This window comes from Gemmatimonadota bacterium (assembly GCA_016713785.1).
GTDB lineage: Bacteria > Gemmatimonadota > Gemmatimonadetes > Gemmatimonadales > GWC2-71-9 > JADJOM01.
This window is the reverse complement of sequence record JADJOM010000003.1, coordinates 2,477,652-2,502,702: the sequence shown is the minus strand read 5'-3', so window position 1 is coordinate 2,502,702 and position 25,051 is coordinate 2,477,652. Positions and strand designations below refer to the sequence as shown.

Here is a 25,051-nt window from a genome sequence, read left to right as displayed (position 1 = left end):
ACAACCGCCGCGCCGCCCCCTCGGACTGACAGGCACCTCCCCGCCCATCCGCGCTATCTCCCGCCCACCTCCCACTTCGTCCCCCGCCCTTTCCCGCTGCGCCGCACCTGGCCCGCCGCGAGCAGCTGCGCCAGCACCCGCCGCGCCTGGTCCAGCCCGCTCCCCGGCACCCGCGCCGCGAGGTCGCGGGTGGTGAAGGGCGCCGGGAATCCGCCGAGCGCCGCCTCCCGCAACGCCTCCTCACGCCCCGGCCCCCGCGCCGCGGGCGGGTCGTAGCGCTGGCCCAGGTCGAGCTCGAGCGCCACCGCCGGTGCCTGCCGCGCCCGCGCCACCGCCTGGAAGTACCGGTAGGTCCACAGGTTCGCGAGCTTGCGGCTGCCCGCGAAGATGATCGGCAGCCGCGGGTGCAGCGTGCTCAGCTCCGCCAGCCGCCGGCCCAGCCGCGCACGGGGAAAGCGGCCCCCCAGCCGCTTGGGGTCGAGGAAGTCGCGATACTGCGCCTCGATGACCAGCGCCGCCCGCTCGAGCCCCGCCAGGTCGGCCAGTTGGTGATGCAGCCCCTGCAGCTGCACCAGCTCCCCAGGAAGTTGGCGTAGCTCTTCCGCTCCACCACCGCCACGGTGCGGGCGCCGTCCATCAGGGCATAGTCGCCCACGGGCAGGCGGCGCCGGTTGACGGTGGCCCGGGGAAAGCGCCACGGATAGCGCTCGCCGCTGTCGATGACCACGTCGAGCGCCACCGGCTCCGCCGACAGCTCCACCTTGCCCCGCGAGCGGTGGGCCCGGATGCCCTGCTCGGTCCGGAAGAAGGTCTGGTCGTAGGCGCCGCCGCCATCCTTGCGCTCCTTCCGGATGGTGAGGAACTCGCACCGCTTGCGATTGCCGCGGTCGAGCACCAGGGCCAGCTTCCGCCCCACCTGGGTCAACTGCGACACCGGCACCCGCTCCAGCTCCTCCAGCGCCTCGTCCGGATCGAGCAGCTCCTCGCGCAGGCAGAAGACCTGCTGCCCCGGGCCCGGCCAGCGGGCCTGCACCCGGAACGCCACCAGCGTCCGGCCCCCCTGCTCGATCACGATCCGATAGGGGAACCGGCGATGGGTGGTCTGCTCCAGGATCCAGGTGGCCGGGGCCACACCAGGCGCAGGCATCGGGGTCATGGGGCAACAATGCGGTTGGGGCGGGGAGGGGGAAGGGGGGAACGGGGAACGGGAAAGGGAAGCGGGAAGGGGGCAGGCGCACCGCCCCGTGCTGTCATCCCGAGGGAGCAACGCGACCGAGGGATCCCTTCAAGTCATCTGCGGACCGGAAGGGATTCCTCGGGCCCTCGGAATGACGACGGGTGGCGGGACGGCGGGTGGCGTCCGTTGGCGCCGCGGCGCGTAGCGCGGATACCCGCCACGGGGCGGGGCACCGGTACCGTGCGGGATGGTGCCCGCGCCGAGTTGCGTCCGCCCCGCCGCCGAGCGTAGCGTATGGTCATGTCTGCCGTGTCGCCGGTTACCACCATCGAGGAGCTGCTGGCGCTGCCGGAGGACGGGCAGCGGCACGAGCTGCTGGACGGGGTGCATGCCGTGACCCCGTCTCCGGCGTACCGGCACCAGGACGTCCTGTCGCGCCTGATGTCCGCGCTCCTCCGGGCAGTGGACCCGCACCCGAGACTCCGGGTGCTGACGAGCCCCGCCGACATTGTGCTCGGCCCGCGCACCCTGGTCCAGCCCGACCTCTTCGTGGTCCGGATCGACCCGGAACATCCCCCGAGGGATTGGAGCGATGTGGGCACGCCGCTGCTCGCCATCGAGATCCTCTCCCCCTCGACCGCCGCCCGCGACCGCGGCGCCAAGCGCCGGATCTACCAGGCCGCGGGCGTCGCGGAGTACTGGATCGTGGACCCGGACGCGCGGCTGATCGAGCGCTGGACGCCGAGCGATACCCGGCCAGAGATCTTGACCGACCGGGTGGTGTGGGAGCCGGAAGCCGGGGTGAGGGTCGAGGTCGGGCTGGAGGGGGTGTTTGGGGTATAGGGCGGGGCTGCGCCCCGCCCGGGAAACGGGAAGCGGGGAACGGGGAACGGGGAAGGAGGCGAGGGAGGCGTGAGGGCGGCGCAGGCGAGGCGCGTGCGCCGCGCGGCGGGCCCACCGCTCCTGTGCGGCCACGCGCCGACCGCGAGCACGCCCTCGCGCCGACGGAGCCTCGGGGGCCTCCAGCACGGGTCAAGGGATTCCTCGGGCCCTGCGGGCCCTCGGAATGACAGCGGGTGGGGGCGATTCGGCCGCGAGCGCTCGGCGGTGGGCCCTGGTCATATACCAACCAGCCGCCGCCCCACTCCCCCGGGACGACGGCTGTTCGGTCCTTCAATTGTAGTGCGGTCACTGCGTCACGCCTTCGACCCTTCCGCCAGCGTGGGCCGCGCCGGCGTGGCGGGCGCCGACACCTCCGTCACCGGCCAGGCGAAGTTCCGCGCGCTGGCCCACGCGCCGAGCACCTCCGGCTGCGCCCGGTAGTGGTACTGCACGATCCCGTCGAGCTGCTTGACCATCCGCATCAGGTCCCGGCCCAGCACCTGCATCTCCGCCCGGGCCCCAGTATGCGCCCGCCGCCCCGCCCCCGCCTCCTTGAGGGCCCCCTCGTAGGCCTCGAGCAGCGCCTTGAGGTCCGTCACCGTCCCCTCCGACAGTCCCTCCTGCTGCAGCAGGGCCAGGTTGGACTCGGCCGTCGCCGCGATCGAATGCACCGTCGCCAGGAAGAGCTCCCCCGACATCTGGTGCACCGACTGCCCGATCGCCGCGGCCACCTGCGGCTGCCCGCCGCCAGCGCCTCCGCCACCCGGGACAGGTGCCGCAACGGTCCCCGGATGATCCGCCGGCGCAGCTCCTGCCGCCGCGCCACCTCCACCTTCCGCGTCACCACCCCCTCCCCCTGCTGCGCCACCAGCGCGCGCAGCCGGGTCACCCCCTCGCCGTAGCGCGTCACCACCCGCGCCGCCGGGCTGTCCCCGAAGGGATAGGCCAGCAGGAAATCCAGGATCCGCACCAGCGTGGTGAGCTGAACCATCATCTTGCCGTCCATGGCACACCTTCCTCTCCCGTGCGGGAGCGCAGTCCACCGCGGGTCGGGGCACGCGGCAGCAGAATGTCCGCAGCACGGCACCGCGCCTCCCCCGACGACGCGCGGCCGGGGACCCCCTGACGCAGGCGGTGTGCCAACGCGCCAGGTGCGCCGCACGCAGCGTGTGAGGCACTTTCTGCAATGCATAAACGGCGCGCAGCATGAATAATCCGTCTGCTGCAGAGCGAAAAACGCGACCGTGGCTGAGTTGTACGCAATCGTCAGCCAGTGATGAACGACGGTCGGTCCGTGATGAACGCGAGGCGCCCCGTGAATGGCGCGCGTGGCGGAGTTATGGTGCCGCGCCGGGCGTGAAACGTGTTGGGGGATGAGAAGTTGACGAAAAGCGGCCCGTGATGGACAGGTGGTGACGAGTTGTGCGAAAAAGACGATTCGTGATGGTCACGAGGAGGCCAGTGAATGATGGGTGGCACCCCGTGATGGACGCGCGTCATGCAGTGATGTTCGCCCGCAGGCCGTGCATGGGCTGCATACAAGAAAATCGTGCCACGCCGCCCCGGGTGTCTCCAGATGAGGACGGTGGTGTCCGGGATCGTGGACGGTGGGGGGGAGGCGGGAGGCGGGAAGCGGGAAGAGGGAAACGGGAAGCGGGAAACGGGAAACGGGAAGCGGGCGATGGCGGCGTGGGGGCGGCGTCCGTTGGTGCCGCGGTGTGTGGCCCTGATGCCAGACGCGGGGCGGGGCACCGGTACCGTGCGGCATGGTGCCCGCGCCGAGTTGCGTCCTTCCTGCCGCCGAGCGTAGCGTATGGTCATGCCGATCCCCGTTGCGATCCGGGCCCGGGGCCCCTACTACACCGTCGACATCCTGGACGAGCTGCCGGCCGACACCTCCCGCTACGAGCTGGTGCACGGGGAGCTGCTGGTGACGCCGGCGCCAACCTTCTGGCACCAGGAGCTTGCGGCTCGGCTCTTCCGGCAGGTGGACCGGTACCTGGAGCGGTACCCGGTCGGCCACGTCATGTTCTCGCCGGCCGACGTGCGATGGGGCCGGGAGACCGGCGTCCAGCCAGACCTGTTCGTGATCCCCCGTGCCGCGGCCCGGTCCATGGACTGGCGCGCCGTCCGTGAGCTCCTGCTGGTGATCGAGGTGCTGAGCCCGGCGACGGCCCGGGCCGACCGGTTCACCAAGCGGCGTCGGTACCAGGAGGCCGCCGTCCCGTGGTACTGGATCGTGGACCCGGACGCCCGCGCGGTCGAGGTCTGGACGCCCATGGCCACCACGCCGACCATCGAGCGGGAACAGGTATCGTGGGAACCGTCCGGGGCTCCCGAACCGCTGGTGATCGGGCTCGATGCACTGTTCCGGCCGGTGGAGTAGGCGGGTCGGAGGGGCCGGGGGCTGCGCCCCGCCCGGGAAGCGGGAAAAGGGAAAAGGGAAAAGGGAAGCGGGAAAGGGGAAGGCGCACCGCGCCCCGTGCTGTCATCCCGAGGGAGCAGCGCGACCGAGGGATCCCTTGAAGTCCGCGCCGGACCCGCAGGGATTCCTCGGGCCCTGCGGGCCCTCGGAATGACGGCGGGCGGCGTCCGTTGGCGCCGCGGTGCGTGGCCCTGATGCCAGACGCGGGGCGGGGCACCGGTACCGTGCGGCATGGTGCCCGCGCCGAGTTGCGTCTTCCCTGCCGCCGAGCGTAGCGTATGGTCATGGCCGCCGTGTCGCCGGTTACCACCATCGAGGAGCTGCTGGCGCTGCCGGAGGACGGGCAGCGCCACGAACTGCTCGACGGGGTCCACGTCGTGACGCCGAGCCCGGCGTACCGCCACCAGGACCTGGTGGGCAACCTGCTCGTCCTCCTCCGCGCGGCGCTGCTGCCTCACCCGACGCTCCGCACCCTCACCAGCCCCGCCGACATCGTGCTCGGCCCGCGCACCCTGGTCCAGCCGGACCTCTTCGTGGTGCGGATCGACCCGGAGCATCCGCCCGTGGCATGGGCCGACGCCGGCCTTCCCCTGCTCGCCATCGAGATCCTCTCCCCCTCCACCGCCGCCCGCGACCGCGGCGCCAAGCGCCGGATCTACCAGGCCGCCGGCGTGGCGGAGTACTGGATCGTGGATCCGGACGCGCGGCTGATAGAGCGCTGGACGCCGGGCGAGGCCCGGCCGGAGATCATCACCGACCGACTGGTGTGGGAGCCGGAAGCGGGGGTGAGGGTCGAGGTTGGGGTGGAGGGGGTGTTTGGGGATAGGGCGGGGCTGCGCCCCGCCCGGGAAGAGGGAAGAGGGAAGCGGGAAGCGGGGAAGGGGGAAGGGGAAGGGGAGTCGCGCCCCGTGCTGTCATCCCGAGGGAGCAGCGCGACCGAGGGATCCCTCCAAGTCCGATGCGGACCCGAAGGGATTCCTCGGGCCCTGCGGGCCCTCGGACTGACGGCGGGTGGGGGCGCCCCTTACCCCTTGAGCGACGCCAGGTCGATCACGAAGCGGTACTTCACGTCGCTCCTGAGCATCCGCTCGTAGGCCGCGTTGATCTGCTGGATCGGGATCACCTCCACGTCCGAGACGATGTTGCGGTCGGCGCAGAAGTCGAGCAGCTCCTGCGTCTCGCGGATGCCGCCGATGAGCGACCCCGCCAGCCGCCGCCGCCGCATGACCAGCGGGAAGACGCCCGGCGCCGGGTGCGGCCGGTCGGGGACCCCGACCAGGCAGAGGGTGCCGTCGCGCTTGAGCAGGGACAGGTAGGCGTCGAGGTTGTGCGGCGCGGCGACGGTGTCGAGGAGGAAGTCGAACCGCCCCGCGTGCCGCGCGAGGGCGTCGGGCTCGCGGGTGAGGATCACCTCGTCGGCGCCGAGGCGCCGGGCGTCGGCCGCCTTGCCGGCGGAGGTGGTGAAGAGCGACACCCGGGCGCCGAGGGCGTGGGCGAGCTTGACGCCCATGTGGCCCAGGCCGCCGAGGCCCACCACGCCCACCCGCTGGCCCGGTCCCACCCCCCAGGTGCGCAGCGGCGACCAGGTGGTGATCCCGGCGCACAGCAGCGGCGCCGCGCCGGCGGGGTCGAGGTGCTCCGCGACGGACAGCACGAAGTCCTGGTCCACCACCACGTGGTCGGAGTAGCCGCCCTGGGTGGAGCCGCCCAGGACCCGGTCGGGGCTGTTGTAGGTGAAGGTGAGCGGGCCGTCGCAGTACTGTTCCTCGCCCTCGCGGCAGCTGCGGCAGGCGCGGCAGGCATCCACCATGCAGCCGACGGCCACCCGCTGCCCGGCGGTGAAGCGCGTCACCTCCGCGCCGACCGCCTTCACCCGCCCCAGGATCTCGTGCCCGGGCACCATCGGGAAGGTGGACCCGCCCCACTCGTTGCGCACCTGGTGCAGGTCGGAGTGGCAGACGCCGCAGAACTGGATCTCGATGTGGACGTCCCGGGGGCCGGGGACGCGGCGCTCGAAGGCGAAGGGCGCGAGCGGGGTGGTGGCACTCTGCGCGGCGTAGCCGCGGGCGGGGAGGCGGGGCATGACGGGTGGTCCTTGCGCGGCGGGAGGTGGAGGGCGGATCGTCGGACGGGGCCCGGAGGCGGGAGGTGCACCGGTGGCCGGTCCGTGATACAATAGTAGCCGCCCGCTGGACGTTGCCCTGCCCTCTCCCCCCCCCGGTCCCATGCGCCTCCATCGCCTTGCCCCCATCGCCACGCTGCTGTTGCTGCCCCTCGCGCTCGACGCGCAGGCCCCGGCCCGCGCCCCCCGCCAGCTCACCGCGGATGACTACGCCCAGGCGGAACGCCGGCTGGGGCAGACCACCTTCGGTTTGGTGAGCGGCACGGCGAGCCAGGTCACCTGGCTGCCCGACGGCCGCTTCTGGTACCGCGCCGCCACGCCGGAGGGGGCGACGTTCCTGCTGGTGGACCCGAAGAAGAAGACCCGGGCGCCGGCGTTCGATCATGCCGCGATGGCGGCGGCGCTGGCCAAGGCCACGGGGCGTCCGGTCAAGGCGGAGCGGCTGCCCTTCGGGAGCTTCGCGCTCTCGGCCGATGGCAGCGCGCTCACGCTGTCGTGGGGCAAGGACCGGTGGCGCTGCGACCGGGCGGGGACGGCGTGCACCGCGCTCAGCCCGCGCCCGGAGGTGCCGCCCGACGCGAGCCTCTCGCCCGACAGCAGCACCGCGGTGTTCATCCGCGACCACAACCTCTGGGCGAAGCAGCTCAGCAGCGGGGTGGAGACCCAGCTCACCACCGACGGGGTGAAGGACTACGGCTACGCCACCAACAACGCCGGCTGGGTGCATGGCGATGACCCGGTCGTCACCTGGTCGCCGGACAGCCGCCGGATCGCCACCTTCCAGCACGACGGCCGCGGGGTGCGCGACATGGTGCTGGCCCGCACCACGCCGGGGGCGCCGGTGCTGGAGCAGTGGAAGTACCCGCTGCCGGGTGACAGCGTGGTGTTCCGCATCGAGCGGGTGATCATCGACCTGTCGGGGGACGCGCCGCGGGTGGTGCGGCTCCGCATGCCGCCCGACTTCCACCGCTCCACCGTGAGCGACCACGTGGCCTGCGGCCGCGGGCTGTGTGACGCGCAGTGGTCGCCCGACGGCACCCGGCTGGCGTTCATCTCGAGCTCGCGCGACCACAAGGACGCCTGGCTCCGCGTGGCCGACGCCGCCACCGGTGAGGTACGCGAGGTGCTGCACGAGCACAGCGCCACCCAGGTGGGCGACGCCTCGATGCCCGAGGACCTCTGGAAGGTGCTCCCCGCCACCAACGAGGTGATCTGGTGGTCGGAGCGTGACAACTGGACCCAGCTCTACCTCTTCGACCTGCAGCGGGGGGCGCTCAAGTCCCGGATCACCAGCGGCGAGGGGAACGTCACCCGGCTGGTGCGGGTGGACGAGAAGGCGCGGCAGGTCTGGTTCCTGATGAACGGCCACGAGCCGGGGCGCGACCCGTACTTCCAGCACTTCTACCGGGTGGGCTTCGACGGCAAGGGCCTCACCCTGCTCACCCCCGACGTGGGCCACCACAGCGTGTCGCTCTCGCCGGACGGGGCGTACTTCACCGACACCTGGTCGACCCCGAATACCCCGCCGGTGACGGTGCTGCGCGACGCCGCCGGCAAGGTGGTGCTGCCGCTCGAGAAGGCCGACATCTCGCGCCTGCTCGCCACCGGGTGGCGGCCGCCGGTGCCGGTGACCGTGAAGGGCCGCGACGGCACCACGGACATCTACGGGCTGATGTACCTGCCGAGCACCCTGGACTCGACCCGGAAATACCCGATCGTCAACAACATCTACCCCGGGCCGCAGTCGGGCAGCGTGGGGACCCGCGCCTTCGCCCCCGCCCGCGGCGATCACCAGGCGCTGGCGGAGCTCGGCTTCGTCGTGGTGCAGCTCGACGGCATGGGGACGCCGGGGCGGTCGAAGGCGTTCCACGACTTCTACTACGGCCGCATGAACGACAACACCATCCCCGACCAGGTGGCGGGGATGCAGGAGCTGGCGCGGCGCTACCCGTTCATCGACATCGACCAGGCGGGGATCTGGGGCCATTCCGGGGGCGGGTTCGCCACGGCGGCGGCGATGTTCGCCTACCCCGACTTCTTCAAGGTGGGGATCGCCGAGAGCGGCAACCACGACAACCGGGTGTACGAGGACGACTGGGGAGAGCGCTACCAGGGGCTGATGGTCACCGCGGCCGACAGCGCCGGCTACATCGCCGCCGCGAACCAGACCCACGCCGCCCGGCTCAAGGGGAAGCTGTTCCTGATCCACGGCATGATGGACGACAACGTGCCGCCCTACAACACCCAGCTGGTGGCGCAGGCGCTGATGAACGCCAACAAGGACTTCGACCAGATCATGCTGCCCGACGCGCGCCACGGCTACGGCAAGGACACGCCGTACATCATGCGCCGGCGCTGGGACTACTTCGTGGAGCACCTGCAGGGGAACATCCCGCCGAAGGAGTACCGGATCGGCGGGCCGCGCCGGGTGGAGGGGACGCCGTGAAGCGGTAAGGCGGTAGGGCGGTAGGGCGGTAGGGCGGTACGGCGGTACGGCGGTAGGTGCCGCCCCTACCGCCCTACCGCCTGTGACTCCCCTCACCGCGCCGCCGAGCGGGATGTGCGAGCCTTGGGCCTCTCCCCACATCAGAGTGCCCCATGGTTCGTCCGCTCCTGGCCGGCGTCCGCTGGCCGCTGGTTCCGTTCCTCGCCGCGCTGGCGCTCGCCGCCTGCGGTTCCGAATCCAATGGTCCAGGCACGCCGCGCTACGCCGTCGGCGGCACCCTCGCGGGGCTGCTCGCCGGGACGTCGGTGGCACTCGAGAACAACGGCGCCGACGGCACCACGCTGTCCGGCAACGGACCCTTCACCTTCGCCGCCACCCTCACGGATGGCACTGACTACGACGTGACCGTGGCCACGCAGCCGGCGGGGATGTTCTGCGGGGTGACCAACGGCGGCGGCACCGTGGCCGGCGCCGACGTGACCGACGTGGCGGTGGACTGCGCGGCGGTCACCACCGCGCTCGACACCACCTTCGGCGCGGGACACGACGGGCTGGCCTTCTTCGACCGGGGCGACAACCTCGACGACTCGGGCAACGAGGTGGCGCTCGACGGCAGCGGCCGCCTCGTGGTGGTGGGCCACAGCCGCAACGCCGCCACCGGCGCGCTGGAGCTGGCGCTCTGGCGGCTCACCACGGCGGGCGCGCTCGACGGCGGCTTCGGCAGCGGGGGCCAGGCGTTCCACCCCGGCGAGATCGTGGCCGACACGCTGCTCCCCGAGGTGGTGGGCACCAGCGTGGCCATCGACGGCAGCGGGCGGATCGTGGCGGCGGGGTACGACATCGACGCCCACGGCATCTGGGGCGTGGCGGTGTGGCGCTTCCTGGCCAACGGCACGCCCGACAACACCTTCGGCACCAACGGCCTGGCGCGCCTGACGAGCCCGCAGGCCGGCGGGGTGGGGGTGGCGCTCGACGGCAGCGGGCGGATCGTGGTGAGCGGCTTTGCCTGGAACGGCTTCGACTGGGACGCGGCGGTGTGGCGCTTCACCGCCGCCGGGATCCCCGACTCGAGCTTCGACGGCGACGGCCTGGTCACCGCCAATTACTCCGCGGGCTCCGGCGTCGCCACCGGTGAGGACATCGGGGTGGGGATCGCCGTGGACGGCAGCGACCGGATCGTCATGGCGGGCTACAGCAGCAACGCCTCCGGCAACCAGGACATGACCGTCTGGCGCTTCCACGACGACGGCACCCCGGATGCCGGCTTCAACGGCACCGGCCGGATGACCCACGACAACGCCGCCGGCGGCAACGGCAACGACGTGGGGCGGACGGTGACCTTCCACGGCGGCGCCATCCTGGTCTCCGGCTGGAGCCCGAGCGCCGCCGGCGGCGACGACGCGGCGGTGTGGCGGCTCACCAGCGCCGGCGCCCTCGACCTGACGTTCAACGGCAGCGGCTACGCTACCGTGGGCGGCACTGCCGGTGGCAACGGCACCGACACCGGGCGCGACGTGGCCGTCGACGGCGCCGGACGGGTGTACCTGGTGGGCGAGAGCGCCAACGGCGCCGGCAACCAGGACATGGTCATCTGGCGCTTCACCGCCGGCGGCATCCTCGACGGGCTCTTCAACGGCGGCGGCGTCCTGGTGCATGGCCAGGCGGCGGGCGGCAGCGGCAACGACGGCGCCCGCGGCGTGGTGCTCGACGGCAGCGGGCGGGTGGTGGTGGCCGGCCGCAGCGTGGGCGGGGCGGGGACGCAGGAGGTGACGGTGTGGCGGGTGGAGCCGTAGGCGGTAGGGCGGTAGGGCGGTAAGGCGGTAAGGCGGTAAGTACCGCCTTACCGCCTTACCGCCTACCGCGCCACGACGGTGAAGTGCGCCGTGCAGGTCTCGGCGATCGTGCCGCCCGGGAGGGGGAGCCCGGTGGTCGGATCGAGCGGGCGCTTGGTGGCGAGGAAGGTCAGGTTGTAGGTCCCCGGCAGGACGCTGCGGCCGAGGTTGGTGACCTGCATGCTCGGGGTGACGAGGCCGACGCCGGTGCCGTAGCCCATGATGAGGGCGGCCGTCGCGTCATCCTTGATGTTGACGTCCCACCAGCCGCCCAGGCTGGTCTGGGGGAAGGTGCTGGGCGGGATCGGCGGACCCACCGGGGTGGGCGAGGCGACCCAGTTCATCGTCACGTTGATGCGATCCTGGAAGCCACGGTCGAGGGTGACGCTCACCGAGGTGCCGGCGTCGCAGACCGCGGCCGCGGAGACCCGCGAGATCCGTCCCGGCTTGGGCGTTCCGCCGCCGCCGCCTCCACCACCGCCGCCACCGCCACCGCCACCGCCGCCCCCACCGCCGCCCGACCCGCTCGCCGAGGCGGTCGGGGTGCCGGTGGGTGAGGTCATCTCGCTGCTGCAGGCGGTCGCGAGGGTCGCGACCAGGGCGAGGCCGAAGACGGCCGGTAGACGACGGTGCATCGAGGGGACTCCGTTCAGGGAGGTGGGAGGAATGCGGCACTCGGGGTCCTGTCAGGGCAGGGCCCGCGCCAGCGCCGCGGGATTGGCTAAGCCCTCACGGCCGTTGGGATTACATGACGCGTCATGGATTGCCGTGAACGCCGCGGCTCACTCGAAACGAGCGGGGCTGTCCCGAAGCGGGACGGTCGCGGAACTCGGACACCCGGGCTTGCGGCCGGGTGGAGTCGCGGTCCTCACGGCGCCGACCGTTCCCCCCGGCTGGCAACCCCGGTCCCTACGCCCGCAGGCGGGCGGTGGTGGGCTGCTCCTCCCGGGGGATGAAGGGTTGGGAGGGACGGGTCGCCGGTGGCTCGGCGCTGACCGGGGCGCTGCCATGTTCGTCGAGCCAGCGGAGGAGGCTGCGGATGCTCCCGGTGGCCAGCGCGATGCAGGTGTCGGCCGCGCCATAGTAGAGGAACAGGGTGTCGCCGTCGGACCCGACGGTGTAGCCGCAGGGAAAGGCGACGTTGCCGACGTCCCCCTCGCGCTCGTAGCGGGTCTCGGGGCCGAAGACCCACATGTCGCCGCGGAGCAGGACCTGGTCGGGGCGCTCGCGATCGAGCAGCGCGAGCCCAAGCCGGTAGAGGCCGCCGGAGGCGGTCTGCCGCACGCCGTGGTAGATCATCAGCCAGCCTTCCGGCGTCTCGATGAGCGGCGGCGAGAGTCCCACCTTGTTGGCGTCCCACCACCCACCGCGCCGGGCCGGCAGGACCAGCTTGTGCCCGCCCCAGTTGCGGAGGTCGGGGGAGTAGGAAATCCAGATGTGCGCGCCGGAGTCGTGCATGGGACGGTGCAGCAGCGCGAAGTTCCCGTCGATCCGGTGCGGCAGGAGGGCCGCGTCCTTGTCGTCGGGCTGCATGACGAGGCCCAGCCGCTCGAAGGACACGAAGTCGTCGGTCAGCGCCAGCGCGACGCCCGGCCCGCCGCGGCTGAACGCGGTGTAGGCGATCGCGTACTGCCCGAGCTCGGGCACGAAGGTGATGCGGGGATCCTCGACGCCCCAGAGCTCCTCGGGGTAGTGCGCCGGGTCCGGCGCGAAGGTGGGCGCCGTGTCGATGGTCCAGTTGTCCACGCCATTGGCCGAGCGCGCGGCGCACAGGTGGGAGTGGCCGCGACGATCCTCCACGCGGCAGAGCAGCAGCGTGGTGCCGTCCTGGAGCCGGGTGGCACCGGCATTGAAGACGGTGTGGGCGGGGTAGGGCCAGTCCGCCGCGGTGAGGATCGGGTTCCGGTCGTGACGCCGGAAGAGGACTTCGTAGTGCTGCGTCGGGTTCATGGGTCGATCACCGCCATAGGTCCATCAGGAGAGGTCCGCCCGTTCGGCGGCGCGCATGCCCCACAGGGCGAGCAGGAAGGACAGGGTGGACTCGGCGCCCTGGTTCTGGTTGAGGCGGTCGGCGTGGAGCCCGTCGCGGCATCCCCCGGTCGAGGGGTCGTAGACGGTCTGCTGCAGGTGGTTCTGGCCCAGGAACCAGCGGAAGGCGGAGCCGGCGTAGCTGGTCCAGCGGGGATCGGCGGTGATGCGGTGCGCGTCGAGGGAGGCCGCGACCATGCCACAGGCCTCCACCGGCTGCTGGTCGAAGCGGGCCGGCTCGCCGGACCGGTGGTAGAACCCGTTGGAGCCGATGGGCGCGAAGTAGCCGTCGGGGGTGTGCTGCAGCCCGCCGAGCCAGTCGAGGGCGCGGGTGCCCACGGCGACGAGGTCGGCCCGGCCCATGGCGTGTCCCGAGACGATGAGGGCCTGGGGCAGGCGGGCGTTGCAGTAGGTGACCGAATCCTCGAACCAGGGCCACGCCGGGGTGCTGGCGCGCTGGTAGAGGTCGTGCAGCCGGCCGGTGAGCAGGCCCCGCATGGCCTGCACCGAGGTATCCCCCTGGAAAGCCCGGAGGTACTCGTCGATGCCGAGCAGGGCGTAGGCCCACGCGCGGGGGCTCGAGAGGTGGGTCAGCGCGGGGAGGGCGGCGTGGAAGAGGTCGCCGCCGAGGCTCTGGCTGCCGGGATCGCCGGCCCGGCCCACCAGGGTGCCGAGGGCCCAGAGGGCACGGCCATGGCTGTCTTCCGAGCCGCGCGCCTCGCCCCAGGTGCGCTCGTAGGTGAGGAAGTTGCGGAACCGGCCGTACGCGGGGTGGAAGGCGTGGCTGACGAAGGCGAGGTACCGCGAGGCGAGGCGGCGCACGATCCGCCGCTCGCTGCCGCCGGACTGCTCCAGCAGGACCATGAGCATCAGCGCCCGCGCGTTGTCGTCGAGGCAGTAGCCCTCGGCGTAGCGCGGCACCACGAACGAGGCGTGCTGCAGCATCCCGGTGTCGTCGGTGAGGCACTCGAGGTGGTCGAGGTTGAGCTCCGGGAGGCTGGGCGGCCGCTCGGCCAGGGTGCGCGCGTGGAAGGCGGTGCGGCGCCGCTCGGCGTGGGAGCGCACCGCCTGGGTCATGCTCCGCACATGGAGCCGGGCCACGGGGCCCCAGGCCGCGCCGCGGCCGTAGGCGGCGGCGCGGGCCCGCATGGCCGCGGCGCGCGGCGTATCGCGCTGGAGGCCGATCACCTCGCGGGCGATGGCGCCTGCGTCCCGCCACGGCACCAGCACGCCGCGGCCCGCGGCGAGGAGCTCGGTGGCGTAGCGGTAGGGGGTGGAGATCACCGCCTTCCCGGCGCCGACCGCGTAGGCCAGGGTGCCGGAGGTGCTCTGCTCGGGGTTGAGGTAGGGCGTGATGTAGATGTCGGCGGCGGTGAGGAACTCGCCCAGCTCCGCCTGGGCCACGAAGCGGTTGTGGAAGATCATGCTCGCGTCGACGCCCAGCCGCTGGGCCCGGGCCTCCAGCATCAGCCGGTAGCTCTCCCCCGCGTGGGCCAGCACGTGGGGATGGGTGGCGCCGAGCACGATGTACACCGTGTCGGGGCAGGCCTCGAGGATCGCCGGGAGCGCGTCGATGACGTACTCGATGCCCTTGTCCGGCGAGAGGAGGCCGAAGGTGAGCAGCACCACCTTGCCCTCGACGCCGAGGCGGTCCTTGTCGCCGGCGGCGAACATCACCTCGGGGATGCCGTGGGGGATCAGGTCGATGCGGTCGGGCGAGACGCCGTGGACCCGCTCGAGCAGGCCGGCCCCGTGGGCGCTCATCACCACCAGGCGCTCGGAGAGGCGCAGGATCTCGTCCATGACCCGGTGCTGGGCCGGGTCAGGATCGGCCAGGATGGTGTGCAGGGTGGTGACGATGGGCATCCGCAGCTCGCCGAGCAGCGAGAGCACCAGCGCCCCGGCGCGGCCGCCGAAGATGCCGTACTCGTGCTGCAGGGAGAGCACGTCGACGTTGGAGACGTTGAGGAAGTCCACCGCGCGGCGATACCCGGCGACGTCGTGCTCGTCCACCGAGAAGCGCACCGCGGGTGGGTAGGCGTGATGCCGGCCGGCATCGTTCATGGCCACCACGAAGCTGTCGGTGGCGGGATACTCGCCGGCCAGCGCCGCGGCGAGGTCGGTGGTGAAGGTGGCGATGCCGCACTGGCGCGGCAGGTGATTCCCGAGGAGCGCCACGCGGGCGAGGGTGGACGGCGTCGCCGGTGGCCGCGGCACCGCGCCCGGCGCGGCGACAGCAGCCACCGGCGCCGGAGGCGCCGTGCGGGTGGTGGTCATGGGGCCGGCTTGCTGGCGGGGAGAAGTCAGGGCCGGCCGGTGGGAGGGGCCGGAGGTCACGCCTGCGAGGCGGGGCCGGGAATCGGCCGCGACAGGGGATCGGTCGGCGCCGGCGATCGGTCCTGAGGAATGGCTCCGCAATATACCCCGGTGGCGCGCCGGGCGGGCCACCGGGGTGCGGGTGTGGTCAGGCGACCGCGGCCGCTACCCGCGGTAGACCAGTGCGCCGCGGCTGCTGTCCACCGCGATGGGGTGGTACCACGAGGAACTGGTCCAGGCCGGCATCATGCGGGCTGGCGAGGGGCTCAAGCCGAGCGCGCAGGGAAAGCGGGTGCGCTTCTCCGGTCCCAATTGGACGGCTGTGGACGGCCCGTTTCCCGCGACCGGGGAGCTGGTGGCGGGGTTCCGGTTGCGGCCGGTGCGTTCGATGGACGAGGCGGTGGGGTCGGGCCGGAGCTGCCGGACCTGCCCCACTCGCGCTCAGGCCACCCGGGCCTCGCGGGCCGGGGCTGGCACTTCGGCGGGCCGCGTGGCGTCCGCCTTCAGGCGGAGCCCGGCCGTGTAGAGGAGGTGGAACACCAGGTTGAGCAGCAGCACCCCGCCCACCGCCACCGCCAGCCCGCGCACGCCGAGGTTGCCCCACTCCTCGGTGATGGTCCAGACGAACTGGCCCAGGCACAGCACCGCCACCACCATGAGCGTCAGGCTGCGCCCCACCTTGTCGACCACGAAGGCCCCGAACGGCGCCCCCAGCGCCACCACCGGCGCCGCGGCGATCCAGTGACCGAAGACCTCCGCGTTCAGGGTGCCCTGCAGGTTCCGGGTGGCGATGCCGACCAGCGAGGTGAACGCCATCAGGATGACCGAGGTGGGCACGGCGACCTTGAGGTCGGTGCGCACCATGGTGACCAGTACCGCGTAGATGATCATGTCGATGCCGACCCCGGTGAGCGCCGCGGCAAATGCCCCGCCGAGCAGTCCCACCAGCAGCCCGGACACCCGGTGGAACCGGAGCGAGAGGTCGGTCATGCCCTCGAGCGTGGCCATCTCGCGCAGCTTCACGATGGTCATCACGGCGAAGCTGGCCCAGATCACCGCGAAGAGCACCTTCACCACCAGCCCCGACACGAAGGGGGCGACGAACAGCAGCCCGAGCGGGGTCCCGATCAGCGAGCCGAACATGGCCCAGCGCAGCATGGGCCACGCCACCGCCTGCCGCCGCGCGATGATGAAGATGCTGGCGCTGGTCATGCCGATGGACTGGACCGCGAACCCGAAATCTCGCCCCAGGCTGGCGGGGCCGTCGAACAGGAGGACCAGGACCGGGAAGCCCACCGTGCCGCCCCCCATGGGGGTGGAGCCGGCGAAGTAGGACCCGAACGCCATGGCGACCGCGATGGGCCAGTGGGCCTGGGCCACCGGCCAGTAGCCGCGGACCACCACGAGGAACAACCAGGCCAGGTAGAACGCGCCCAGCCACGCGGCAAAGATCCACAGCCGTGGCTTGGGGGACGTGGAGGGGGCGAGGGAGGGCATCGGGCTCCTGGTGTGCCGCTGCGTCAGCGGGGTGTAGGGGGCACGCTGCACCCGGGGTGGCCGGCGCCCGATGTGGGCGCGAATCGCGGGTCGGCCGGGCGGGCAGGGGGTGCTCGAGACGATGGAGCAAATCGAGTGCCGTGGCCCCCACCCGACGCAGGACATGATCGTGCGATGTCGAAGCAGTCCTGCCTCACGGGGTTCCACGGACCGGAGGGGAAGGGGATGGGGAGGCGGCCGGGCCCGCCCGCATGAATCCCGGTTCCCGGGCCCTTGCGGAAATCTTCAGGCGGGGCGGGCTAGCCTCCCGGTTCCTGACTCCTTTCCCGAGCGATGCATGCACGACGTCCCGAAGACGATGGGCCAGCAGTTCGGCCGCCGCAGCTGGGCCGAGCCGTGGAAGATCAAGATGGTCGAGCCGCTGCTGCAGGTCTCGGCCGAGGACCGGGCCCGGGCGCTCCGGGCGGCCGACTACAACACCTTCCTGCTCAAGTCGGAAGAGGTGTACATCGACCTGCTGACCGACAGCGGCACCAGCGCCATGAGCGACCGGCAGTGGGCGGGGATGATGCTCGGCGACGAGGCGTACGCGGGGAGCCGGAACTTCTACCGGCTCGAGGCGGCCATCCAGAGGCACTACGGGTACCGGCACATCCTGCCCACCCACCAGGGGCGCGGCGCGGAGCACCTGCTCAGCCGCTGCGCCATCACCTCGGGGCAGACCATCGCCGGCAACATGTACTTCACCACCACCCGCCTGCACCAGGAGCTGGCGGGGGGCACGTTCGTGGACGTCATCGTGGACGCGGCGCACGACACCGCCAACCGCGACCCGTTCAAGGGCAACATCGACCTGGACAAGCTCGCGGCGCTCATCGCCCGGGTGGGGGCGGCGAAGATCGCCTACGTGAGCCTCGCGGGCACGGTGAACATGGCCGGCGGGCAGCCGGTGTCGATGGCCAACGTGAAGGCGCTGCGGGCCCTGTGCGACCGGCACGGGATCCGGGTCTTCCTCGACGCCACGCGCATGGCCGAGAACGCCTACTTCATCCAGCAGCGGGAGCCGGGGTACGCGTCGGTCCCGATCGCGCAGATCGTGCGCGAGTTCTGCGACCAGACCCACGGCGCGTGGATGAGCGGCAAGAAGGACAACCTGGTGAACATCGGCGGCTGGCTCGCCGTGAACGACTGGACGCTGTACGAGGAGCTGCGCAACCAGATCGTCATCTACGAGGGGCTGCACACCTACGGCGGGATGGCGGGGCGGGACATGGAGGCGATGGCCATCGGCATCGAGGAGTGCCTGCAGGACAGCTACATGCATTCCCGGGTGGGCCAGGTGCAGTACCTGGGCGAGCTGCTGACCGACTGGCAGATCCCGATCGTGCAGCCGGTGGGGGGGCACGCCATCTTCCTCGACGCCCGGGCGTTCTACGCCCACATCCCGCAGCACGAGTTCCCGGCCCAGACCCTGGCGGCGGAGCTCTACCTCGACTCGGGGATCCGGGCGATGGAGCGCGGCGTGGTCAGCGCGGGCCGCAACCCCGCCACCGGCGACCACTACTACCCGAAGCTCGAGCTCACCCGGCTCACCATCCCGCGCCGGGTCTACACCCAGGCGCACATGGACGTGGTGGCCGAGTCGGTGAAGATGATCTTCGACCGGCGCCACGACACCCGCGGGCTCCGGATGACCTACGAGCCCAAGTACCTGCGCTTCTTCCAGGCCAAGTTCGAGCGGCTCTAGGGGGGGACGGGGCGGCCGGCCGGGCCGCCCTTGCCGAAACCGGGTTTTGGGCGCATCCTCTGGCAGGGTTTGGAGTTGGACCCATCGAGGAAGTGCCCGGCCTGCCCCCATGGCATACGTCAACTGCCCGAAGTGCAACCAGAAGGCGCTGAGCGTCGCGACCCGATGCCCGCGCTGCGGCGAGGCGTTCGAGGCCGGCTTCTTCGCGCCGCCGCCGCCCACGCCGCGGCGGGTGCCGCGCATCGTGCTGCTGGCGGCGGGGGCCATCGGCGTGCTGGCGGTGCTCAACCTGGTGCCGTGGAAGGCGCGGCTCGGCCCCGTCCCCACGACCGAGGGAATGACGCCACCCCCTTCCGTGGCCACGCGGCGGCCGGTGGCCGCGCCCGCGCCTGACACGGCGCGGCGGGCGCCCGCCGCCGTCGCGGCACGGGAGTCGGTGCCCGCGGCGGAGGTCGTGATCGCCCCGCGCCCGGCGGTGGACAGCGTGCGCGCGGCGGCCCCCGCCCCCGCCACGGTTCCGGCGCCCGCTCCCGTCACGCCGCCCCGCCCCGCCGTGCCCGCGCCGCGTCCCGAGCCGAAGCCCGAGCCCGAGCTTGCCCGCGGCGAGGCCCGGTACGCCAGCACCTGGGTGAACGTCCGTTCCAGCCGCAGCCCGAATGCCCCGGTCACCCGGGTGCTCAATCCCGGGGAATCGGTGGCGGTGGACCAGCCCGACCAGGGGTGGTTGCGGGTCCGGACCGCGGGCGAGGTGCTCGGCTACGTCGACGCGAGGTTCCTGGACAGCACGCCGCGGTGAACGCTCCCCGCGGGGGCAGGCGCTGGGGGGATGCGCCGCTGCTCCGCGCCGCGCTGGTGGCGGCCCTGCTGGTCCCGGTCCCGCCGCGCCCGTCCGGACATTCCCTCCCCGCCGTGCTTCCCAACGACAATCGCATTCCCGCCGGAGAGTGGCAGGGCGACACCCTGGTGCTCGCGCTGGACGTGGGCATGGCGGAGTGGCGGCCCGAGGGGGACGCCGGCCCGGCCATTGAGGTGGCCGCGTTCAGCGAAGCGGGCAGCTCGCCCCAGGTCCCCGGGCCGCTCATCCGGGTGCCGGCCGGGACACCACTCCGCGTCACGGTGCGGAATCGCCTCCCCGACTCCACCCTCTCCCTGCACGGCCTGCTGACCCATCCCGCCGCCGGCGACGACAGCGTCCAGCTCGCCCCCGGCGCGGCGGTGACACTGCGCTTCTCCGCCGGCGATCCGGGGACGTACTTCTACCACGGGATTCTCGGCGTGCACGACTTCGACCGGGACGAGGAGCGGGAGCAGCTCGCCGGCGCGTTCGTCGTGGATCCGCCGGGGCCGGTGCCGCCGGACCGGATCCTGGTGCTCAACATCTGGGGCCGGATGCTCGACTCGGTGAATTACGGGAACGCGCTGACGATCAACGGCCGGTCGTGGCCGGGCACCGAGCGCATCCACGCCACCACCGGCGACAGCCTGCGCTGGCGGGTCATCAACGCCAGCGCCCGGGGGCACCCGATGCACCTGCACGGGTTCTACTTCCGCCTGGGCAGCCGGGGCGACGGCCGCACCGACACGCTCTACCCTCCCGCGTCCCAGCCGCTGCTCGTCACCGAGTCGATGCGGCCGTTCTCCACCTACACCATGGCCTGGAGCCCCGACCGGCCCGGGCAGTGGCTGTTCCACTGCCATATCGGCTTCCACGTACTGCCCGACGCGCGGCTCGAGCCTCCCGCGCTCGACAGCCCAGACCGGATGGCGCACGACCCGGGGCGCCACATGGCGGGGCTGGTGCTCGGGATCGAGGTGGCCCCGCGCGCGGGGGAGCAGGCGCCCGCGCGCCGGCAGGGACGCCAGCTGCGGTTGCTGGTGCAGGAAGGCACGCCCCGGGGCCGCTCGCCGCGCGCCCTTGGATTCGTGCTCCAGCGCGGCGCGGCGCCAGCCGCCGACTCGATCGAGATCCCGGGGAGCCCGCTCATCCTGACCCGGGACGAGCCCACGGACATCGTGGTGGTGAACCGGCTCGCGGAAGCGGCGGCCATCCACTGGCACGGGATCGAGCTCGAGAGCTACAGCGACGGGGTGCCGGGGTGGAGCGGCGCCCCGGGGCGCCTGGCCCCGTCGATCATGCCCGGGGACTCGTTCGTGGCGCGCCTTACGCTGCCGCGGGCGGGGACCTTCATCTACCACACCCACCTGAACGACCTGGCCCAGCTCACCAGCGGCCTGTACGGCGGGATCGTGGTGCTCGAGCCGGGGCAGCGCTTCGACCCGGCCACCGACCACCTGCTCGTGGCGGGGTGGGACGGCATGGACGATCCGCCGCACCTGGTGGTGAATGGCGACTCGCTCCCGGCGCCGCTCACGCTGGCGGCCCGGGCGACGCACCGGTTCCGGTTCGTGAACATCGGGCCGGCGGCCCCGCTGCGGTTCGCGATCCTCCGCGACAGCACGCCGGTGACCTGGCGTCGGCTGGCCAAGGACGGCGCCGACCTGCCGCCGGCCCTGGCGGTGGAGGCGCCCGCCACCGCGCGGCTCGACGTGGGTGAGACCTTCGACGCCCAGGTGCGGCTCCCGCCCGGGAGGTACCGGCTGGTCGTCGGGGTGCCGGGGCTGCCGGCGGGGTATGATCGCGCGCTGCGGGTGCGCTAACGCCGGGCGAATCTGTCAGGGGGGACCGCACATGTGCCGCAACATCCGCACGCTGCACCACTTCGATCCGCCGGTCAGCCACGAGGAGATCCACGCCGCGGCGCTGCAGTTCGTGCGCAAGGTGAGTGGCTGCGCGAAGCCATCGCGCGCCAACGCGGCGGCGTTCGACCGGGCCGTGGCCGAGGTGTCGGTCACGGTGGAGCAGCTGCTCGCGACGCTGGTCACGTCCGCGCCACCGCGGACCCGGGAGGCCGAGGCGGCCAAGGCGCGGGCGCGCAGCGCGAAGCGGTTCGGGCCGCGGGGTGGGCCGGGACCCGCCGCGACCTGAGCCCCGGCCGCGGCCCGTCGTCGCCGAGGCGATGCCGGGGACATTCCTGTCGCCCCGGCGGTAATGAAGCGGTCCCCGCCCTTTCACGATCCCTTCAGCGTCGGGGGTCTAGGATGCTCGCGGACGCCGGGCGTCCTCCCCGCGCCGGGGAGGCCGTCGCCGGCGCAGCGAGGATCGTGACGGATGACCGCGACCCAGCCGCCCCGGGCGGCGGCGCACCCCAGTGGCGACAAGCGTTTCAAGCTGCTCGACCGGGCCATCAACCTGCACCAGGGCGACGGCCACGCGCTGATCGAAGTGCTGCACACCGCGCAGAACGTCTTCGGGTTCCTCGAGGACGACATCCTCCTCTACATCGCCCACGCGCTCAAGCGGCCGCTCAGCCAGGTCTACGGCGTGGCGACGTTCTACCACTACTTCCGGCTCAAGCCACCGGGGCGGCACACCTTCGTGCTGTGCCAGGGCACCGCCTGCTACGTGAAGGGGGCGCCCGCGCTGCAGCAGGCGGTGGAGCGGCGCTGCGGGGTGCGCTTCGGCCAGACCACCGGGGACGGCCGGGTGTCGCTGCTCACCGCGCGCTGCGTCGGCTCCTGCGGGCTGGCGCCGGTGGCGGTGGTGGATGAGCAGATGGCGCCCAAGCTCTCCGAGGCCGACGCGCTGGCCCGGCTGGAGCGCTGGCTGACCGAACCGGAGCCCGCGCCATGAACCTCGACGAACTGCGGGACGCGGCGGAGGCGGAGCGGAGCCGGCAGGCGGGATTCACCGGCCGGGTGCGCTGCTGCACCGCGAGCGGGTGCGTGGCCTCCGGCGCCACCGAGAGCTGCGAGGCGTTCAAGGCGCTGCTGGCGCGGCACGGGCTGACGGACCAGGTGGAGGTGATCCCCACCGGCTGCATGGGGCTGTGCGGCCAGGGGCCGCTGGTCACGGTCGAGCCCGGGGAGGTGCTCTACCAGCAGGTGACCCCCGCGGTGGCCGAGACCATCGTCACCGGCCACCTGGTGGGTGGCGCGCCGGTGGCCGCCGCCACGGTGGACACGACCGTGCCGTTCTTCACCTCGCAGGTGAGGATCGTCAACGAGAACAGCGGCCGGATCGACGCCACCCGGATCGAGGGTTACCTGGCGGCCGGGGGCTACGAGGCGCTGGCCAAGGCGGTGGGGGAGATGCAGCCGGGCGCCGTCATCGACGAGATCCGCGCCAGCGGACTCAGGGGCCGGGGCGGCGGTGGCTATCCCACCGGCCTCAAGTGGGCCATCACCCGCAAGATCGAGGCGGACCAGAAGTACGTGGTCTGCAACGCCGACGAGGGCGATCCCGGGGCCTTCATGGACCGCAGCGTGCTCGAGTCGGACCCGCACCGGGTGCTGGAAGGCATGGCGATCGCCGGGTACGCCGTCGGCGCCAGCCAGGGCTACATCTACGTCCGGGCCGAGTACCCGCTGGCGATCGAGCGGCTGAAGGCGGCCATCCGCCAGGCCGAGCGGCACGGGGTGCTGGGCAACCGGCTGCTCGAGTCGGGGTTCAGCTTCCGGATCGACCTGCGGGTGGGGGCGGGAGCGTTCGTCTGCGGGGAGGAGACGGCGCTGCTGCGCTCCATCGAGGGGCGGCGGGGGCGGCCGCACCCGCGGCCGCCGTACCCGTCGGAGGCCGGCCTCTTCGGCAAGCCGACGGTCATCAACAACGTCGAGACCTTCGCCAACGTGGCGCCGATCATCGCCCGGGGCGGGGCGTGGTTCGCCGGGATCGGCACGCCGAAGAGCGCGGGGACCAAGGTGTTCGCCCTGGCGGGGAAGATCCGCAACACCGGCCTCATCGAGGTGCCGATGGGGATCGCGCTGCGGACCATCGTGTTCGACATCGGCGGCGGCACGCCGGAGGGGACCACCTTCAAGGCGGCGCAGACCGGCGGCCCCTCGGGGGGCTGCATCCCGGCGGCGCACCTCGACCTGCCGGTGGACTACGAGTCGCTGCAGGCGGTGGGCAGCATCATGGGCAGCGGCGGCCTGATCGTGATGGACTCCACCAGCAGCATGGTGGACGTGGCGCGCTACTTCATGGAATTCAGCATGGACGAGTCGTGCGGCAAGTGCATCCCCTGCCGGGTGGGGACGGTGCAGCTGCATGGCCTGCTCGACAAGCTCACCCGTCGCGAGGCCACCGCCGCCGACCTGGCGCTGCTCGAGGAGCTGTGCGTGATGGTCAAGGAGACGAGCCTCTGCGGCCTGGGGCAGGCGGCGCCCAACCCGGTGCTCTCCACGCTGCGCTTCTTCCGGGACGAGTACCAGGCGGTGCTGCAGCCGGCCGGGGAGGGCTGAGCCATGGGCGTCATCACCCTGACGATCGACGGGCAGGCCATCAGCGCCCACGACGACCAGACCCTGCTCGAGGTGGCGCGGGAGCACGGGATCGAGATCCCCACCCTGTGCCACCTCGACGGCCTGGGCGACGTCGGCGCCTGCCGGCTCTGCCTGCTCGAGATCGAGGGCACGCCGCGGCTCTCCGCCGCCTGCACCACCCGTCCCCAGGAGGGGATGGTGGTGCGCACCACCAGCGAGCGGCTGGAGCGCTACCGGCGGACCATCGTCGAGTTCCTCGCTTCCGAGGGGAACCACCACTGCGCGGTCTGCGTCTCCAACGGCCACTGCGAGCTGCAGGAGCTGGCCCTGCGGGTGGGGCTCGAGTACGTGCGGGTGCCCTACCTCTACCCGGTCAAGGCGCTCGACGCCTCGCACCCCGACTTCGTGATGGACCACAACCGGTGCGTGCTGTGCACCCGCTGCGTGCGGGTGTGCGACGAGGTCGAGGGCGCCCACACCTGGGACATCGCCAACCGGGGCATCGCCTGTACCATCATCGCGGGGCTCAACCAGCCCTGGGGTGACGCCGAGAGCTGCACCGCCTGCGGCAAGTGCGTGGCGGTCTGTCCCACCGGGGCGCTGTTCCCCAAGGGCATGGCGGTCTCCGAGGCCACCAAGCGCACCGACTTCCTCAATTACATCGTCACGGCGCGCCGGCGGCGCGAATGGAACCATGGGTACCTCGCGAAGGAGTGAGCCATGAAGCCCCGCGTGGCCACGGTGTGGCTGGGCGGCTGCTCCGGCTGCCACATGTCGTTCCTGGACCTCGACGAGCGGCTGCTGGAGCTGGCCGACCGCATGGAGCTGGTCTACTCCCCCCTCGCGGACATCAAGGCCTTCCCGGCCGGGGTGGACGTGACGCTGGTCGAGGGGGCGGTGACCAACAGCGAGAATGAGGAGATGGCCCACCTGGTGCGGCGGAACTCCAGGGTGGTGGTCTCCTTCGGCGACTGCGCCACGACCGGCAACGTGACCGCCCTGCGCAATCGCTACAGCCCCGAGGAGATCCTGCACCGCGCGTACGTGGAGCTGGCCGAGGGCGACCCGACGGTGCCCTCGGAGTTCACCACGATCGCCAAGCTCCGGGCCCAGGCCCGGCCGCTGCACGAGTTCATCCGGGTGGATGCGTTCCTGCACGGCTGCCCGCCGACCGCCGAGGAGATCTGGCTCGCGGTCTCCGCGCTGCTCGACGGCCGGCAGCCGGAGCTGCCCAGCATCTTCCGGAGGTACGGCTGA

At 72.4% G+C, this 25,051-nt stretch carries 22 protein-coding genes; 15 read left to right on the top strand and 7 right to left on the bottom strand.

The genetic code is table 11. The features are described 5' to 3' along the window. Positions 1 to 415 precede the first annotated feature (415 nt). A complete protein-coding gene (locus IPJ95_19325; protein MBK7925756.1) occupies positions 416 to 1,156 on the bottom strand; it encodes a hypothetical protein in 741 nt (246 codons plus the stop codon). 321 nt (positions 1,157 to 1,477) lie between these two features. On the opposite strand from IPJ95_19325, the gene IPJ95_19320 reads away from it, so the two are divergent. Further along, entirely contained in the window at positions 1,478 to 2,020 is a 543-nt protein-coding gene (locus IPJ95_19320) for a Uma2 family endonuclease (GenBank protein MBK7925755.1), read from the top strand. A gap of 353 nt (positions 2,021 to 2,373) precedes the next feature. On the opposite strand, the gene IPJ95_19315 is transcribed toward IPJ95_19320, so the two are convergent. Continuing rightward, entirely contained in the window at positions 2,374 to 2,757 is a 384-nt protein-coding gene (locus tag IPJ95_19315) for a hypothetical protein (GenBank protein MBK7925754.1), read from the bottom strand. A 3-nt stretch (positions 2,758 to 2,760) separates the two neighbouring features. On the opposite strand from IPJ95_19315, the gene IPJ95_19310 reads away from it, so the two are divergent. The 3 genes from IPJ95_19310 to IPJ95_19300 all read left to right on the top strand — a co-directional run bounded on the left by IPJ95_19310 (position 2,761) and on the right by IPJ95_19300 (position 5,578). Beyond that, a complete protein-coding gene (locus IPJ95_19310) occupies positions 2,761 to 2,961 on the top strand; it encodes a hypothetical protein (protein MBK7925753.1) in 201 nt (66 codons plus the stop codon). Positions 2,962 to 3,878: 917 nt separating this feature from the next. Beyond that, the gene (locus IPJ95_19305) at positions 3,879 to 4,445 is read left to right on the top strand and encodes a Uma2 family endonuclease (protein ID MBK7925752.1); all 567 of its coding nucleotides are present in this window, start codon (positions 3,879 to 3,881) and stop codon (positions 4,443 to 4,445) included. Positions 4,446 to 4,768: 323 nt separating this feature from the next. Continuing rightward, on the top strand, positions 4,769 to 5,578 hold the full coding sequence (locus tag IPJ95_19300) for a Uma2 family endonuclease (protein ID MBK7925751.1): 810 nt from the start codon (positions 4,769 to 4,771) through the stop codon (positions 5,576 to 5,578). On the opposite strand, the gene IPJ95_19295 is transcribed toward IPJ95_19300, so the two are convergent. Further along, complete coding sequence (locus IPJ95_19295; protein ID MBK7925750.1) at positions 5,509 to 6,567, bottom strand: NAD(P)-dependent alcohol dehydrogenase; 1,059 nt, start codon at positions 6,565 to 6,567, stop codon at positions 5,509 to 5,511. The two genes, IPJ95_19300 and IPJ95_19295, sit on opposite strands and share 70 nt — an antisense overlap. A 142-nt stretch (positions 6,568 to 6,709) precedes the next feature. On the opposite strand from IPJ95_19295, the gene IPJ95_19290 reads away from it, so the two are divergent. Then, on the top strand, positions 6,710 to 9,052 hold the full coding sequence (locus IPJ95_19290; GenBank protein MBK7925749.1) for a DPP IV N-terminal domain-containing protein: 2,343 nt from the start codon (positions 6,710 to 6,712) through the stop codon (positions 9,050 to 9,052). Between the two features lie 152 nt (positions 9,053 to 9,204). Continuing rightward, positions 9,205 to 10,845 carry a hypothetical protein gene (locus IPJ95_19285; protein ID MBK7925748.1) on the top strand — a complete coding sequence of 547 codons (1,641 nt, stop codon included), beginning with the start codon at positions 9,205 to 9,207 and terminating at the stop codon, positions 10,843 to 10,845. Positions 10,846 to 10,907: 62 nt separating this feature from the next. Here IPJ95_19285 and IPJ95_19280 read toward each other — a convergent pair whose 3' ends face one another. From IPJ95_19280 to IPJ95_19270, 3 genes are all read right to left on the bottom strand, one after another. Then, a complete protein-coding gene (locus IPJ95_19280) occupies positions 10,908 to 11,519 on the bottom strand; it encodes a hypothetical protein (protein ID MBK7925747.1) in 612 nt (203 codons plus the stop codon). Positions 11,520 to 11,793: 274 nt separating this feature from the next. Then, a complete protein-coding gene (locus IPJ95_19275) occupies positions 11,794 to 12,834 on the bottom strand; it encodes a glycosidase (protein MBK7925746.1) in 1,041 nt (346 codons plus the stop codon). 24 nt (positions 12,835 to 12,858) lie between these two features. After that, positions 12,859 to 15,189: a glycosyltransferase family 4 protein gene (locus IPJ95_19270; protein MBK7925745.1), complete on the bottom strand. Its 2,331-nt coding sequence runs from the start codon at positions 15,187 to 15,189 to the stop codon at positions 12,859 to 12,861. A gap of 247 nt (positions 15,190 to 15,436) precedes the next feature. Between IPJ95_19270 and IPJ95_19265 the strand changes: the two genes are divergently transcribed. Next, entirely contained in the window at positions 15,437 to 15,754 is a 318-nt protein-coding gene (locus tag IPJ95_19265; protein ID MBK7925744.1) for a hypothetical protein, read from the top strand. On the opposite strand, the gene IPJ95_19260 is transcribed toward IPJ95_19265, so the two are convergent. Next, positions 15,670 to 16,725: a sulfite exporter TauE/SafE family protein gene (locus tag IPJ95_19260; GenBank protein MBK7925743.1), complete on the bottom strand. Its 1,056-nt coding sequence runs from the start codon at positions 16,723 to 16,725 to the stop codon at positions 15,670 to 15,672. The two genes, IPJ95_19265 and IPJ95_19260, sit on opposite strands and share 85 nt — an antisense overlap. 337 nt (positions 16,726 to 17,062) lie before the next feature. Here IPJ95_19260 and IPJ95_19255 point away from each other — a divergent pair, with 337 nt between their 5' ends. The 8 genes from IPJ95_19255 (at position 17,063) to IPJ95_19220 (ending at position 25,051) form a co-directional block, all read left to right on the top strand. Beyond that, positions 17,063 to 18,472: a tyrosine phenol-lyase gene (locus IPJ95_19255; GenBank protein MBK7925742.1), complete on the top strand. Its 1,410-nt coding sequence runs from the start codon at positions 17,063 to 17,065 to the stop codon at positions 18,470 to 18,472. Between the two features lie 109 nt (positions 18,473 to 18,581). Beyond that, positions 18,582 to 19,268 (top strand): SH3 domain-containing protein, encoded by a 687-nt coding sequence (locus IPJ95_19250; protein ID MBK7925741.1) that lies wholly within the window; start codon positions 18,582 to 18,584, stop codon positions 19,266 to 19,268. Next, positions 19,265 to 21,130, top strand: a complete 1,866-nt coding sequence (locus IPJ95_19245) for a multicopper oxidase domain-containing protein (protein MBK7925740.1) — start codon at positions 19,265 to 19,267, stop codon at positions 21,128 to 21,130. The genes IPJ95_19250 and IPJ95_19245 overlap by 4 nt, the downstream gene beginning before the upstream one ends. A gap of 31 nt (positions 21,131 to 21,161) precedes the next feature. Beyond that, positions 21,162 to 21,458: a DUF2277 domain-containing protein gene (locus tag IPJ95_19240; GenBank protein ID MBK7925739.1), complete on the top strand. Its 297-nt coding sequence runs from the start codon at positions 21,162 to 21,164 to the stop codon at positions 21,456 to 21,458. A gap of 183 nt (positions 21,459 to 21,641) precedes the next feature. Next, positions 21,642 to 22,163 (top strand): bidirectional hydrogenase complex protein HoxE, encoded by a 522-nt coding sequence (gene hoxE, locus IPJ95_19235; protein ID MBK7925738.1) that lies wholly within the window; start codon positions 21,642 to 21,644, stop codon positions 22,161 to 22,163. Then, positions 22,160 to 23,773, top strand: coding sequence for an NADH-quinone oxidoreductase subunit L (locus IPJ95_19230; protein ID MBK7925737.1), 1,614 nt, complete (start codon positions 22,160 to 22,162; stop codon positions 23,771 to 23,773). Before hoxE ends, IPJ95_19230 begins: the two co-directional genes overlap by 4 nt. Positions 23,774 to 23,776: 3 nt before the next feature. After that, a complete protein-coding gene (gene hoxU, locus IPJ95_19225) occupies positions 23,777 to 24,511 on the top strand; it encodes a bidirectional hydrogenase complex protein HoxU (GenBank protein ID MBK7925736.1) in 735 nt (244 codons plus the stop codon). 3 nt (positions 24,512 to 24,514) lie between these two features. After that, positions 24,515 to 25,051, top strand: coding sequence for an oxidoreductase (locus IPJ95_19220; protein ID MBK7925735.1), 537 nt, complete (start codon positions 24,515 to 24,517; stop codon positions 25,049 to 25,051).

Excerpts from the sequence above, each read along its gene's own strand:
- IPJ95_19300 (MBK7925751.1), top strand. The coding sequence starts at position 4,769 with ATGGCCGCCGTGTCGCCGGTTACCACCATCGAGGAGCTGCTGGCGCTG.
- IPJ95_19270 (MBK7925745.1), bottom strand. The coding sequence starts at position 15,189 with ATGACCACCACCCGCACGGCGCCTCCGGCGCCGGTGGCTGCTGTCGCC.
- IPJ95_19315 (MBK7925754.1), bottom strand. The coding sequence starts at position 2,757 with ATGTCGGGGGAGCTCTTCCTGGCGACGGTGCATTCGATCGCGGCGACG.
- IPJ95_19285 (MBK7925748.1), top strand. The coding sequence starts at position 9,205 with ATGGTTCGTCCGCTCCTGGCCGGCGTCCGCTGGCCGCTGGTTCCGTTC.
- IPJ95_19260 (MBK7925743.1), bottom strand. The coding sequence starts at position 16,725 with ATGCCCTCCCTCGCCCCCTCCACGTCCCCCAAGCCACGGCTGTGGATC.
- IPJ95_19295 (MBK7925750.1), bottom strand. The coding sequence starts at position 6,567 with ATGCCCCGCCTCCCCGCCCGCGGCTACGCCGCGCAGAGTGCCACCACC.
- IPJ95_19275 (MBK7925746.1), bottom strand. The coding sequence starts at position 12,834 with ATGAACCCGACGCAGCACTACGAAGTCCTCTTCCGGCGTCACGACCGG.
- hoxE (MBK7925738.1), top strand. The coding sequence starts at position 21,642 with ATGACCGCGACCCAGCCGCCCCGGGCGGCGGCGCACCCCAGTGGCGAC.
- IPJ95_19290 (MBK7925749.1), top strand. The coding sequence starts at position 6,710 with ATGCGCCTCCATCGCCTTGCCCCCATCGCCACGCTGCTGTTGCTGCCC.
- IPJ95_19255 (MBK7925742.1), top strand. The coding sequence starts at position 17,063 with ATGCACGACGTCCCGAAGACGATGGGCCAGCAGTTCGGCCGCCGCAGC.
- IPJ95_19230 (MBK7925737.1), top strand. The coding sequence starts at position 22,160 with ATGAACCTCGACGAACTGCGGGACGCGGCGGAGGCGGAGCGGAGCCGG.
- IPJ95_19265 (MBK7925744.1), top strand. The coding sequence starts at position 15,437 with ATGGGGTGGTACCACGAGGAACTGGTCCAGGCCGGCATCATGCGGGCT.
- IPJ95_19250 (MBK7925741.1), top strand. The coding sequence starts at position 18,582 with ATGGCATACGTCAACTGCCCGAAGTGCAACCAGAAGGCGCTGAGCGTC.
- IPJ95_19320 (MBK7925755.1), top strand. The coding sequence starts at position 1,478 with ATGTCTGCCGTGTCGCCGGTTACCACCATCGAGGAGCTGCTGGCGCTG.
- IPJ95_19280 (MBK7925747.1), bottom strand. The coding sequence starts at position 11,519 with ATGCACCGTCGTCTACCGGCCGTCTTCGGCCTCGCCCTGGTCGCGACC.
- IPJ95_19325 (MBK7925756.1), bottom strand. The coding sequence starts at position 1,156 with ATGACCCCGATGCCTGCGCCTGGTGTGGCCCCGGCCACCTGGATCCTG.
- IPJ95_19220 (MBK7925735.1), top strand. The coding sequence starts at position 24,515 with ATGAAGCCCCGCGTGGCCACGGTGTGGCTGGGCGGCTGCTCCGGCTGC.
- IPJ95_19240 (MBK7925739.1), top strand. The coding sequence starts at position 21,162 with ATGTGCCGCAACATCCGCACGCTGCACCACTTCGATCCGCCGGTCAGC.
- hoxU (MBK7925736.1), top strand. The coding sequence starts at position 23,777 with ATGGGCGTCATCACCCTGACGATCGACGGGCAGGCCATCAGCGCCCAC.
- IPJ95_19305 (MBK7925752.1), top strand. The coding sequence starts at position 3,879 with ATGCCGATCCCCGTTGCGATCCGGGCCCGGGGCCCCTACTACACCGTC.